This is a genomic window from Niallia sp. HCP3S3_B10, from assembly GCF_052064465.1.
Taxonomy (GTDB): domain Bacteria; phylum Bacillota; class Bacilli; order Bacillales; family Cytobacillaceae; genus Niallia; species Niallia hominis.
In genome coordinates, this window is the sequence record NZ_JBQHVO010000003.1 from 101,015 (window position 1) to 113,651 (window position 12,637).

Consider the following 12,637-nt stretch of genomic DNA (forward strand, 5'->3'; position numbering starts at 1 on the left):
TTTCTATTTCTAATTAAAAATGGCAGGGGGACGAAACACCAATTGTATGTATTAGGCATAGTATAAGTAGAAAAAGGCCTATTCAATTGCAGTTTTCTCCCTGAATAGAAAAAGGAAGAAAACATTTATCAACTTATGTTCATGTTTTATGTAAGGAGTGATTTAAAATGTCTTCCAATTTTCCAATTGACCCGAATAAAAAGGAGAAAAATCCTCAAGTTTTAAATGGATTTATGCGTTCGATGAATCAATTTTTCCAAGAAAAGCCAGTGAAAAACTTTCTACAACAAATGGATGAGTTTTTTAGCAATCCATTTCCAAACATGGCTTTTCCCGTTAGTGTGAATGAAACAGAAAGTGCAACAATTATCAAAGCAGAACTTCCAGGAATCAACAAAGAACAAATACAATTAGATATCTTTGACCATCATTTAACTATAAGTGTAAACCATCAGGATATCATTACAGAAGAAAATACGAAAACGAAAACATTTCATACAAGTCAGACGTTTAAAAAAAGCAGCAGAACTATTGCGTTTCCTCACCCTATTGATGAAAAAAAAGTCAAAGCATCCTATCAAAATGGCTTGCTTATCATTAAAATACCGAAACAAAAAGGGAAAAAAATAATGATTGAAGACCAAAGTTCCTAAACCAGATAGAGTAAAAAATTATAATCTGCACATATTAATAGTGGATGCTAAAAGAAGCACACTCTCCTTCCTGAACGCAAGAAGGAGAGGTTCCTTTTCATCCAAAAATTTCTTCTAATCTTACTTCCTGAGGTGATAAGATGAGTTATAAAGATCAATTAGATTCTCATTCTGCGCTTTTTCATCACAATTGGACGAGACCAAAACGTTCTAAGTCCCAAGTAAATGGGCATACACAAATGTCTCAAAACAATATCATTCTAAGAAGTAATGCAAAAGCACACCGCTGGTAAGTAGAGAAAAAGAAATGGAGGCTGTCGATTGACAGCCTCCTTGTTCAATTCTGCTTATACTTTAAAGATTCCGCCGACGCCCTTTACTAAACCCGTAACCTGATTCATCGCGTTCATCATCATTCCAGCAGTATCCATCATCTTATTAAAATCTAATGAACCGTCTTGTGATTTAAAAGAATTCATAATACTTTTCACATTCCCTTGTTTTTTGGGGATAAATGATTGCTTTGGATATGGATTCATAAAGCTTGGATTTTGATTCATATAATTTTGCGAGTAATGGTTCATTTCCGTGTTATCCATATAGTGCAATGGATTTTGGAAAATGTCTTGGGTGCTGCTCTTGTATGCATTTTGCGGGTGATAAAAACTCGGTTGGTTGTTTGGATAATTAGGTTGCATTGGCATATGAAAGTAGTTTTGTCCATTCGCCCCTGCCCCATTCCATTGCCCTTGGTCCATGTTCATATAAGGATAATAATATTGTCTGTTATCGGTTTGTGAATATGGCGTCGTATAAGCGTTCAGATAAGGTACATTTCTTCTTTGTGGATTAGATGCTCTATACATGAAAATCTATCCTCCCAAGTTAAAGGTATCCTTCTCTACTATATGATGATTTCGCCTATCTCGTGCATTCATTATCAAAAAACAACTGACTAAATGGCATAGACGAATTACCCTACCTTTAAATAAACGAAAAAAAAGAGAATTTTCATCTCCTTTTGACATTCCCCTATTGTTTTTCCGCTGTTAGCGCATCCAGCAATGTTTGTAATATATACTTTACAGATTTTGCCGAATCAAGAAACCGTTTCTTGCTCGTTTGCGTAAAAAATGCTTGAATCGAAATTATTTCAATATGATCAGACGCTGTATTAATTTGAATGGAACTTAAATAATCAGGCTTTGCTTCGCTGACCCATGCTTTAGCCATTTCCTTCCATTCATCATTAATCTCTTTAATTTGATTCGCAAACGGACGAACGACTTTATAAAAATCCTCATTTACTCCCGATTCCTTCACTTTGTAAAACGTCTCAACTGAATATTCGACTGCCTCTAAAAGTTTCTTTGTATAATCCATCAACTGATGATTTTCGGTCAATTTTGCCACTCCATTTACCTAATGTCGTTAATCCATTTATTTTAACGATTTATTTTGCTAAGTTCAAGTAAAGTGGCATTTTTCTTGCATAAGGAGAAAGGTCAGTAGGATTGCAGACTTTGCTTGCTGAAATATTTTCCCTAAGTGTATCCATTACATTTTCAAGTTCATTTAAAGAAGTGATATGCTCCTCAATAAGTTGCATATTTTGATTTCCCGATTTAAAAAGTGTCTCATCTAATGCATCTAACTCTTCTTGGATTTCTTCTAACATATTCAATAACTTTTCTTTTGTATAAGCAATTTCCATGCAAATCCCTCCAAGCTATTTTGATATATAATCTTTTCTTTTTTTTTATGAACTATCCTCCCTAAGTGACAAAACTAGAAGAGATTCGGCAAAGAAAGTAGATTTTCTTATTCCTCGTTTAAAATTCGACAAAGTAGAAAGATGGACTAGAACCACTTATTTTTTTGGCGAATTAGTTCATGTAACTGCTCTTGTTTATTAAAGTACCAATCCGTTATTAAGAATGGTTCTTTATTATCACCACTTACTCGCCATTTATGCTTAATTTTCTTTTTATACCAATCACCTCTCTCACTATCACGATGATTGACTATTGGAAAAACAGCTCGCAATATTGGTGTTGTATTGGTCATTTTGGGGTATATATATTTTTCATAATCCTTTCTCGACCCAGTATGTTCTCTTTTTCTTGCAAAATCATAGAAGTCTTGATATAAATTATTTTTAAATAATAGGTTTGCTAATGTATTTCCTAACCTAATTCTCTCATCAAGGGAAGTAAAGTTCGCAACGCTAGCTCCGTATAGGTTCCCATATAATGTTGGAAAAAGTACAGCATTAAAATGTAGTAAATCTTGAAAAAGATAGGGAAGATAATGAAAAATATGATGCTTAATTCTTTCATTTTTAATTACAGGCTTCTGAATAACATTTTGTTCATTAATAATCAAACTGTTCATTAACCTTTTCTTATCCCTATTCTTCCAGAATTCCAGCCATTCTTGTTCCATAAAAGAAGAAACCTGAAAAACTTTTAATAAATGAAACATTGGAGCGTTTATTTTCGTCGAATATTCATAGAGTAATAATTGGGGGTATGCATCTTTAAAAATAAGCCAATTTGCTTTCTCATAGGTTAGGTAAATTTGCTGCCTTTTTTTTTGACTAACTAATTGCGGCAGCCAGAGCCCATTTAAGTCACACATATTCCAGCCGGCATTGCGCGAAACTTGACTGGCAAGAAAAGCCCATTGTATTTCTTGATTTTTGGTATAATAACGAAGATAGGCATTTGTTCTTGAAATATTGTCTAAGTTGCACTTATCAGTAATTAGCCTTATTCTAGTTATAAGTTTTTCTTCTTCTATTGGAGAAAAATACGAATTTATACCTATCAAAATGTTCACCTCTTATGAACGCTTTATGGTATTATTGTTTGTTGATTGCAATAAGTTATACTTTGAAAGGATCTTTGTGAGGTGAAAAAATGAAGATTCATTACCCAAATGGAAAAAGATATTCTCCGCTAAAAAACGAGATTATTAAATCACAAAAAAAAATTAGTTATAGTAACAGGGGAATGACTTTAGAGGATGATTTGAATGAAACAAATAAATATTATTTAGAATTTGGGAAGGCAGTTATACATAAAAAGCCGACACCTGTTCAAATCGTTCAGGTTGATTATCCAAAAAGAAGTGCAGCAGTCATAAATTATAGGTACAGTATAGGGCTAAATTATATTATTCAATAAAAAAATATTTATAAACGTTGATATAACAATGAATATAGCCACAAGAGTATTTCACCCCTTTATTAAATAAAGGGGTGTTTTAAATTTATTTAAAATGATACTATTAAATCATAATTACTTTACAGACTCTGTATAGACTCTAAGTAGACTCTACTACAACTACAACATTTTAGTATTTTTTTTGTAGTAGTGTTGTTGTAGAGAAGTATTAAAAAAGTGACCTTTTTTGAAAGCATAAAAATGGGGTGAAAATGTTGAATAATTTTCTGACTGTAAAACAAGCTGCCAAGTATTTAAACAAAAGTGAAGAAACAATTAGGCGTTATCTACGTAAAGGAGATTTCCCAAATGCAAAAAAAGAATCCGATACACAAGGATGGAGAATACCTATAGATGATTTGAAAAAGATTCCTTCAAAGGAAAAAAGTACAAATTTTCAATACCCTAATGATTACTCAGCAGGTACAAGTCATGAAAAAGTTAGTGAGACAGTTGCTTTAGCTTATAAAGCTGTTACTTTAACTGACCCTTCTGAAGAATTGGTTGGGATTTTATCACATATTGGTATTCATAGAACACTTGAAATATTATTAATTATGCAACTCTCACCTACAAAAGTTAAGAATCCTCCTGCATTTATTAAAAAAGCAATAAGCAAAGGTTGGACCACTGATACCGTACCCATTAAGCAAAATAGAAATGTGGCAAGAATTCAATCCGTTCCACAATCCCAACCGGAAAGGAAGATTCCTTTTTATAATTGGTTAGAAGACTAATTATATAGCACAAAAAATCAATATGCCCGGAGGAAAAAGATGAAGAACATATCAATGAATGAACTATCCAATGTCGAGTTTGTATGCAGGAAAGTAATTGTAAAAGACAAGATAGTAAATACAGTTTCGGAAAGGGAAACTGTACTTATCTGTATAAAAAGAAAAGATACTTCCTTATTACTGCCTCATCCCCTTTCTTACTTTATTTTACAAGAATTTGAGTATAAAGATGGCTCTGTTAATACATATCTTGCGTTTGCACGAACTGTATGTAGATTTATGAACTTTGTAATTTCAAGGATTCAAAAAGGTGTAGAAGACTATCAATTCCTTAGAGAAAAAGGAATATATGGTTTAAAAAGGTTTCATGGGGTTGAATTTTTGAATCATAAAACTTCTGAAAAAAGGAAAAGAAATACAGTAAAAGACTACGATTATCATTTAAGCAGGTTCTTTGTTTTCCTTCTAAAAAAAGGATGGTTAGATGAAAAGTTTACCTATCAAACAAATGAAAACAATAATGTAACTACAATATTTAATGATGTAAATGGATTAACAAGGTATATACCTAGTAAAATTGAGACGGGTGTTATTCGAAAGGCCCATAAACTAAAAGATTTCGGTAAAAATAGATTTAGTTTAGTACCACTTTTTGTGCAAACTGCTACTGAGGTAGCTCCTGACATTGCTCTTGGCATTTGCTTTGAATTTTTTGGTGGCCTTCGTAGAGGTGAAGTTGTCAATATTACCAGAGCAAACATTCACGAAAAGCCAAGAAAATCATTAGTTATCGATATCCGAGATAACCGAAAAAAATTATTTTCAAGATTAAAAGATACGAGTAACGAATACCCTAAACGATTAAGATATTTAGATCCATCATTGGCAAGGCAACAGATATACACGAATGAATTGGTTTGGAGAGTATATTATCAACACTTAAAACAAATGGACATAGATTTAAAAAATGGTAAGTTAAATACATATAAAATGTTTCAGCCTTTATTTTACGACTCCTATGGACAACCAATGTCAGCTAAAGTTTTTGAAAAAAGATTTAAAGAAGTTAAAAAAGCCTTCTTAGAAAAGATTAAAATGCATGAGGATTACCTCTTGTTCAAAGAAAGTAGTTGGAGTACGCACATTGGGCGAGGTTGCTTCACTAATTTATTAATGGATTTAGGTTTTTCCGTTACACAAATAGCAATAGCAAGAGGCGATACAAATATAGATTCAGCAATGGAATATGTAGATTCAAAACTTTCCCACGAAGCAACAAAAACAGCTATGAACTTACTGAATAATTTATCACACGAACAATATGGTATTTTTGATAAAGATATGTTAAAGGAAATTAAAGCAAGAGGGAGAATTTATGGAGAATCGAGAGTTGAAATTGAATACTATTAAAAATATAAGTACATCTATAATTGAAAAAGATTACATAAATATCGGTCAAATGGCACGGTCTCTTGGCTATAAAAAACATCCAGAGCAGAAGCAAATTGAAGAAATAATAGATTTTTGCCAACAAAATAATATTGAGGTTATTCAAACTGAAACTTTTATTAATAGAAATAAACTATTCTTTAAGTCTTCTGACGTTGACACCTTTCTTGAAAAATACATATCAGCTGATTCACTAGTAAAGACGTATGGTATTACCTACAGAGAATTATATAAGATTCGAAACTATGGTCTTTATAAGAATATGGAAACTATTAAAATTGGCAGAAAGATTTTTCATCCAAGACAAGAAATAATAGATGCCATAGAAATCCGAAAAAATTTAGAAACTGATAATTTTTTTAGCTCAGATGAAGTAAGAGAAAGACTTGGGATTGCAGATTCACACCTTTTATCTACATTGAGAGATGAAGAAGGACTACAATATTATTCGTTTGGTCATGGCCGATATCACAGAAAATATTATTTGAAGGAGGATATTAAGAACTTAGAGAAAAAGCAACAAGAATACAAAGATAAATATTATTCTTCAGAACAAGTAATTGACCTTATTGGCTATCGCCCACCTTCTCATTTTATTCTGCCTGCCCCTATTCAACCAACAATCTTATTAAAAGCAGCAGTTAGATATAAAGGGAGCCAAACGGTAACATTCTTTTACAAGAAAGATATTGATGAATATGTAAAAAGAAAAAAGAGAAAAGAATATAAGTCTCAATTAGTTAGTGATGATGGACTATCATCTTATAATTTATTGTGTTCAGCTGCAAATGTTTATTTTTCTGATAAAAGCAAGGAGACAATGATAGCTTGGGAAGATTTTGTAGAAAAGCAATTTAAGGGGTCTTCTAGAAATACCAAATCTTTAAGAGATCTTGTTAATACAATATTTAATTGTAAAAAGGTATTAGTTAAATATCTCAATGATAAAGAACTAAATAACTGTACTGCAAACGATATTAATACACATATCTTTAACACAGATATACAACTTATTGTAAAGCAGAAACTATATAGTTTTTTCAGAGATTATCATAAAAGACAAATATATTTAGGAAAGAATGTTTATACATTGAAACATCTGATAAATCCTTATCAAATCCCAGCAATCAACAGTCCCAAAAAAGATATATATGACTATGAAGAATATCAAGGATTACTTTCTTATGTTGCAGATGTTCAAAAACATAAAAATAAAGCAATCGATGATGCTATAAAAAAGATTAATAAACAAAAATCTGTACATTATGCTTCTATGTGGTTATATACGCTTGTTCACTTAAATAACGCTTGGAGGGCTATGGATTTTATTACCTCCTTACCTAGAATCGAACAGGTGGTTTTAGAACGGCTAGGGATTCATTCATTAGAAGAGTTTAAAACTAAAGACTTGGACTCTAAGGAAGCAAAACAGATTGTTTATCAGTATCAAATTAAGGATTATTTAATGAATAAAAATGGAAGTCTTAATAGATTTTATTGCTCAGATTTTTTAACAATAGCTTTTGCTACTTCTGCAATAATTTGTACACTCGTTGCAAATGAATTATATCCAGAAATTGAAAAAATAAATGATGACAATTCTAGACTTGAAAAGGATTACTTATTTTACTTTAATACAAAAAATTTAAAGCCTCTAAGAACTGCGTATAATGGGTTTTTCGATTCTTTCGCCTTTAAAGATACTATTAAATTCGAAAGCAAAAAGATGAATAGAACTTTGCTCGTTTTTATGTATTTAATTCTATCAAAAAATGGTTTATCTTCCCATGCACTGGAAGTTTCAAAAAGGCTTAGGTCTCACTATGATTATGAAACTACAAATATTTATCTAACAATACCAGATGAGGAGTTAGATTTGTTAGTAGATCACTTGTTTAGAAGAGGTAGTTTTGGATACATACCAAAATTGTTATCCAAAGTTGTACTAAGTAAAGAACAAGATGATAACTTTCAAAAAGAAACAGAACAAATTAAAGCTATTAAAACTGTATTTAATGGGGTTCATGGTATTGAAGCTACTAGTGGATTCTTAAATCACCTTATTTCAGAAAAGATATCTGTTGCAGATAAAATTTTAAGCTTAAATCAAAAGGAAGCAAGGAAAATTCTCTTTGAAATTAATACTAATATACTCCCTAGTAGGCAGGAAAATATAATGTGTTTGAATGGTAAAAACGGGTGTTTAAAGCCTAATAAAGATGATGATTATAATCCTTGTCATGGATGTCCGTATGCAATTCCAAATTTTTATTCAATAGCATCTCTTGTAAATAGGATTAAAGAAACTCTCAAAGAATTAAAAGAAGCTTTTGAGGATGCCGAAGGATATGAGTTTGAACGAAGAAAAAATATCAATCATTTATATATATATTTGGACGAATTTTTAAGCGCTAAGGAAGAATTCGGAGATATTGTATATGAATTCTTTGAAGGTGGAAAAAAGGAATATAACGATTATCTAGATTTAATTGATTTAGTAAATTTTGGGGATAAACCTATTGATTATTATCTCTCATATGAACCCAAATATGTTTAACGAGGAGCATAAGAAATGAAAGAAAATAATGCAGTAGAAGAACTTAATCTGGCCGCTGACAGTTCTTTTAATCTTGATGGCATTATATATGCAAAAAAGGTCTTAAATCGATTAAGAAAAGAAAAAAGCTTAATACAGGGAGAATTTGACGAAGATTTATGGATTGTTGAACATGAATTTAACAAAGGTAACTATATTCACTTAAATTTTGAGAAATTAAATTCTATAATATTCATAAAAAATTCACCTAAACATCTCAAAAAAGTTATTAAATGCTGGACAACTTATCTATTAGATAATTACTCTTATCGAACTGTCCAAGCTACATTGAACCACGTAATAAAATTTACAGTTGAAACATCTGGCTATAAAGCTGATAAAGTAGTTGAATTCTTAAATAAAATTGATGATAGTGACCGCGAAAATTCTACAAAGAAAACTTTTTTAACTGCAGTTTATAACTTTTTAGATTACTCCGAGTTAATGAATGTGGAAGATGTAATGGCTATATTGCAAAAATATCAGTCCAAATTAGGTCAACGCTCAGGTGTCAGAATGCTTCCCCCTCCTTTTTGGATTTTTGAATTCGATAGGATATTAAATGAATTTTTCAATAAGCTGGACACCCTTGAACCATCAGAAGAAATAAGCAGGTTAAGATGTCTATATAGTCCGATTAGGTTATGGTGGAATCTTACAACAATAATTCCAATTCGTCCCTCTGAATTTTGTTTAATTGAACGTAATTGTCTGTCATTTACGGAAACAATTGAAGGTAAACTTTATTATATAAAATTACCTCGAAAAAAATTAAAAAAAGTAAACAAAAAAAGTATTCAAATTATGGATCAAATCATGATTAGTCCGGAAATATATTATGAGATTAATAATTATATTAATTTTACTAACCAATATGGAGAAACGAAAACACTGATTTCCTATAAATCATTGGCAGCATTAGATAAAAATTATCACTGGCAGAGAAATAATCAAAAAAAGAATTTAAACTATTTTTCAAATCAAACTCTCTATCATTTATTAAACAGATTTTATAATGAAATCGTAGAACAAAAATATAATGTTCTAGTAAAGAAAGAAAATAGATTAACACCCATACATACTCGTCATATTGCTTTTGTTAATTTAATGCTACAAGGGATTCCACCAATTGAAAGAGCAAGATTAGGCGGGCATCAAACAATTACAGCACAATTTCACTACTCTTATCATATTGAACAATGGGTAGACACAGAAGTATTTAAATTAATGATCCAATATCAAAATTGGGGTGTAGAAAATAGAGTTCAAGAGGATCAGAAATCCCCTGTCTTTATCCCTGAAAAAATAAAGGAGAAGGCCTACTCAGCTATCTCACCTAGTTTCAAAATGAAATTAAAAGAGGTTGGATATTGTACAGATAGACTTCAACGTTGTCAAAGTAAAGAATGCATTTTATGTGATTATTGGGGTATTTCACCCGATGAATTAGAAGAAAAATCCGATGTCATTGTTAAGAAATTATTTGATAGACAAACCGAAATTAAGGAAGTTGTTTCCGTACTAGAGAACATTGAAAGACAATTATTAACCAATGAATTGAGTGGATATGATCCTTCGTTTCAAATTAAACATATGACAACGATTAATCGTTTAAATGCAAAAATTAAGCAAATTTCAATGATACAAGCTAAAGTTGGCATGCTAGGAGGGAAAATTACATCGTGGGACAACGAGGAAGAAATTTAACCTTATCAAAGGATCAAGTAAACGGAATAATCGGGATGTTTAAAGCTGAAAGAAAAACTTCTGGTTTGATTAAACCGATGGAAATGTTTAAATTCACAGAAGAGTTATACAATCAAGGAAGAATTCCCTCCCTACCTTCTTATGAATTTTGGAAGAAAAAAGATCGGCTTGGAAGACAGTTGATTGAACAAAGAAATAGAATTGACACAGTAAAGTTAACCAATTCGGAAGGTAAAGAGATTACAATACCAAATGTGACTGATTTAGTTGAAAAAAAACACAAAAATAAAGAAGAGCTATTAGAAGCCCTAGTTCCATTGGAAAATCACCTAAGAAATTCAATTAATCGGGAAATTAATTTAAAAGAAAAAGTTGCAAGTTTAGAGGTGGAAATTTCCAATATAAAATTATCAAAAAAAGAGTTGCTATCAGAAAAAGAGGAACTACAAAATCTAGTGTTTGAACTTTATAGAATGATTATGAAGGAATATAAAAGCGAAACTAAAGAATTTGCTCTATCAGCCCTACAAAATGTTTTTAAAAACCCTTTGGAAATTCTTATGCATACACAAGAAAAAAGCGATAATGATTCAAATCAAATGTTCAATGAAGAAAATATTGTTTCAATCGAAAGTAAAAAGTCCTTTAAAAATAAGTTTAGGGCTGAATAGAAAAGTTATGTTAATATAAAACCTTTTAGGTGGTGTTTTAAATGGATATAAAGTATCCTAATGGCAAGTCATTCATTAGGAATCAAAATAAAACTAAGCAAAATAAGATTACCAAAAAAAAGGCTTCGTATTCTAACCGAGGAATGCAATTAGAGGAAATGATAAATGAAAGTAATGAGTTCTATCTTACTCAGGATATTTGTGTTGTACATAAGAAACCTACACCCATAACAGTTGTTTCTGTAGATTATAGTCGTCGTGCTTCTACGCGGATAAATGAGGCCTATTATCAGACTCCCTCTACTCTTGATTATAGTGGCGTATATAAAAGTAAGCATCTAGATTTTGATGCAAAAGAAACAAACAACAAAACATCATTTCCACTAAGTAATTTCCATCAGCATCAAATAGAGCATATGGAGAGAGTTAAAAAACATGGTGGAATTTGCTTTGCAATATTTTATTTTAAGACCTTAGATAAGATTTTTCTTTTGGATGCAGAAGTAATCATTGAGTATTGGAAAAATCAATCTAACGGTGGAAGAAAATCAATTCCTATACAAGTATTCAATGACAAGGGGAATGAAATTAAGATTGGATATCGTCCAGCAATAGATTATATAAAAATTGTTGATAAATTATACTTTTAAAATTCTAACAACTATAACATCTTAATATAGCACTTTTCACTTTTTAGTTTTATAAATATAAGCTCACCTAACCCATTGAATACTTTCACATTAAAAATATTTGATGGGTTAGGCTTAGGCTATATAAAATTTATACTTAGGTAAATCTTATTTCAAATACTCATATTTCTTGCTATACTAATCGGTATTGGAATGTTGCGCAATTTTGCTCTTTGTTGATTCTCAAAATTATTTTCTATATCTGTTATTGCCAAAAAGATTGAAGTGATAAATGGCATGTCATTCTTTGATAAATTCTTTGCTATTAAAAGAAAAAAACTATGTCAAGGATAATTACATTTCAGTGGCCCTAATTACCCATAAGTAAGGTTGTCCAATTTTAGACATTTTTACAATAATTAGTTATTAAACTTAATCTTAACAACGTCTGGTTCTCTTTTTTGCCTAATTAGGATAACATTAGCTTCATAATCATTTTCCCATTCTACAGATAAATCATCAGGTAGTTTAGTTTTCATAATTGATTTATCATCATAGTTAATTCTAAGGGTTGGGTCAGGAAATTCATCTATCCTAACAATTTCAATTGTATTTATGTTATTAGGAGAATGACTGACCATCAACTGAGTTTCTTCAGGATATGAAAAATATAACCAAACCGGTACTAAAACAACTACAAGCACTAGAATAACTATCCCAAAAAAACAGCCAATTCCTGTAAAAAGTTTAGCTTTTTGCTTATTTAAGATGTAATCGTCTTCTCCATTCATTTTATCTTCCCTTCTTTTCATTAAGCTTGTTTATACTTATATAGCAATTTTAAACACTTAATTCTTATTACAATCGCGCAATAAGCCAGCCTCTTATATATCCAATTATTTAAAAAAGTATGTAGCTACACTTTCAAGCCTTGAATAAATGAATGTTAATGTGTATTCATTTATTCA

General features: G+C 30.8%; 13 protein-coding genes and 1 pseudogene. 9 read left to right on the forward strand and 5 right to left on the reverse strand.

Features of this window, described 5'->3' with window-relative positions:
• The first annotated feature begins 167 nt into the window (after positions 1-167).
• The gene (locus ACTNDN_RS03355) at positions 168-653 is read left to right on the forward strand and encodes an Hsp20/alpha crystallin family protein (protein ID WP_031538110.1); all 486 of its coding nucleotides are present in this window, start codon (positions 168-170) and stop codon (positions 651-653) included.
• Between the two features lie 140 nt (positions 654-793).
• Positions 794-946 (forward strand): YpzG family protein, encoded by a 153-nt coding sequence (locus ACTNDN_RS03360; RefSeq protein ID WP_065429091.1) that lies wholly within the window; start codon positions 794-796, stop codon positions 944-946.
• A 54-nt stretch (positions 947-1,000) separates the two neighbouring features.
• Here ACTNDN_RS03360 and ACTNDN_RS03365 read toward each other — a convergent pair whose 3' ends face one another.
• The 4 genes from ACTNDN_RS03365 to ACTNDN_RS03380 form a co-directional block, all read right to left on the reverse strand.
• On the reverse strand, positions 1,001-1,519 hold the full coding sequence (locus ACTNDN_RS03365) for a YppG family protein (RefSeq protein WP_235251470.1): 519 nt from the start codon (positions 1,517-1,519) through the stop codon (positions 1,001-1,003).
• A gap of 166 nt (positions 1,520-1,685) precedes the next feature.
• Entirely contained in the window at positions 1,686-2,057 is a 372-nt protein-coding gene (locus ACTNDN_RS03370; protein WP_235251469.1) for a YppE family protein, read from the reverse strand.
• Positions 2,058-2,106: 49 nt separating this feature from the next.
• Positions 2,107-2,367 carry a hypothetical protein gene (locus tag ACTNDN_RS03375; RefSeq protein ID WP_235251468.1) on the reverse strand — a complete coding sequence of 87 codons (261 nt, stop codon included), beginning with the start codon at positions 2,365-2,367 and terminating at the stop codon, positions 2,107-2,109.
• A 146-nt stretch (positions 2,368-2,513) separates the two neighbouring features.
• Positions 2,514-3,494 (reverse strand): DUF2515 family protein, encoded by a 981-nt coding sequence (locus ACTNDN_RS03380; protein WP_441130778.1) that lies wholly within the window; start codon positions 3,492-3,494, stop codon positions 2,514-2,516.
• A gap of 80 nt (positions 3,495-3,574) precedes the next feature.
• Between ACTNDN_RS03380 and ACTNDN_RS03385 the strand changes: the two are divergent.
• The 7 genes and pseudogenes from ACTNDN_RS03385 to recU form a co-directional block, all read left to right on the forward strand.
• Positions 3,575-3,811, forward strand: a pseudogene (locus tag ACTNDN_RS03385) (Holliday junction resolvase RecU); the annotation flags it as partial.
• Positions 3,812-4,095: 284 nt separating this feature from the next.
• A complete protein-coding gene (locus ACTNDN_RS03390) occupies positions 4,096-4,617 on the forward strand; it encodes a helix-turn-helix domain-containing protein (RefSeq protein ID WP_161601797.1) in 522 nt (173 codons plus the stop codon).
• Positions 4,618-4,656: 39 nt separating this feature from the next.
• On the forward strand, positions 4,657-6,027 hold the full coding sequence (locus tag ACTNDN_RS03395; protein ID WP_019155986.1) for a hypothetical protein: 1,371 nt from the start codon (positions 4,657-4,659) through the stop codon (positions 6,025-6,027).
• A complete protein-coding gene (locus ACTNDN_RS03400; protein ID WP_441130779.1) occupies positions 5,993-8,623 on the forward strand; it encodes a hypothetical protein in 2,631 nt (876 codons plus the stop codon). The genes ACTNDN_RS03395 and ACTNDN_RS03400 overlap by 35 nt, the downstream gene beginning before the upstream one ends.
• Before the next feature lie 15 nt (positions 8,624-8,638).
• Positions 8,639-10,369, forward strand: coding sequence for a hypothetical protein (locus ACTNDN_RS03405; protein WP_413361614.1), 1,731 nt, complete (start codon positions 8,639-8,641; stop codon positions 10,367-10,369).
• A 35-nt stretch (positions 10,370-10,404) separates the two neighbouring features.
• Complete coding sequence (locus tag ACTNDN_RS03410; RefSeq protein WP_441130780.1) at positions 10,405-11,040, forward strand: hypothetical protein; 636 nt, start codon at positions 10,405-10,407, stop codon at positions 11,038-11,040.
• Positions 11,041-11,081: 41 nt separating this feature from the next.
• Positions 11,082-11,690 (forward strand): Holliday junction resolvase RecU, encoded by a 609-nt coding sequence (gene recU / locus ACTNDN_RS03415; protein WP_019155991.1) that lies wholly within the window; start codon positions 11,082-11,084, stop codon positions 11,688-11,690.
• A gap of 398 nt (positions 11,691-12,088) precedes the next feature.
• Here recU and ACTNDN_RS03420 read toward each other — a convergent pair whose 3' ends face one another.
• Positions 12,089-12,460, reverse strand: coding sequence for a hypothetical protein (locus tag ACTNDN_RS03420; protein ID WP_019155992.1), 372 nt, complete (start codon positions 12,458-12,460; stop codon positions 12,089-12,091).
• Positions 12,461-12,637 lie beyond the last annotated feature (177 nt).

Excerpts from the sequence above, each read along its gene's own strand:
- ACTNDN_RS03355 (WP_031538110.1), top strand. The coding sequence starts at position 168 with ATGTCTTCCAATTTTCCAATTGACCCGAATAAAAAGGAGAAAAATCCT.
- ACTNDN_RS03360 (WP_065429091.1), top strand. The coding sequence starts at position 794 with ATGAGTTATAAAGATCAATTAGATTCTCATTCTGCGCTTTTTCATCAC.
- ACTNDN_RS03365 (WP_235251470.1), bottom strand. The coding sequence starts at position 1,519 with ATGTATAGAGCATCTAATCCACAAAGAAGAAATGTACCTTATCTGAAC.
- ACTNDN_RS03375 (WP_235251468.1), bottom strand. The coding sequence starts at position 2,367 with ATGGAAATTGCTTATACAAAAGAAAAGTTATTGAATATGTTAGAAGAA.
- ACTNDN_RS03395 (WP_019155986.1), top strand. The coding sequence starts at position 4,657 with ATGAAGAACATATCAATGAATGAACTATCCAATGTCGAGTTTGTATGC.
- ACTNDN_RS03400 (WP_441130779.1), top strand. The coding sequence starts at position 5,993 with ATGGAGAATCGAGAGTTGAAATTGAATACTATTAAAAATATAAGTACA.
- ACTNDN_RS03405 (WP_413361614.1), top strand. The coding sequence starts at position 8,639 with ATGAAAGAAAATAATGCAGTAGAAGAACTTAATCTGGCCGCTGACAGT.
- ACTNDN_RS03410 (WP_441130780.1), top strand. The coding sequence starts at position 10,405 with ATGTTTAAAGCTGAAAGAAAAACTTCTGGTTTGATTAAACCGATGGAA.
- recU (WP_019155991.1), top strand. The coding sequence starts at position 11,082 with ATGGATATAAAGTATCCTAATGGCAAGTCATTCATTAGGAATCAAAAT.
- ACTNDN_RS03420 (WP_019155992.1), bottom strand. The coding sequence starts at position 12,460 with ATGAATGGAGAAGACGATTACATCTTAAATAAGCAAAAAGCTAAACTT.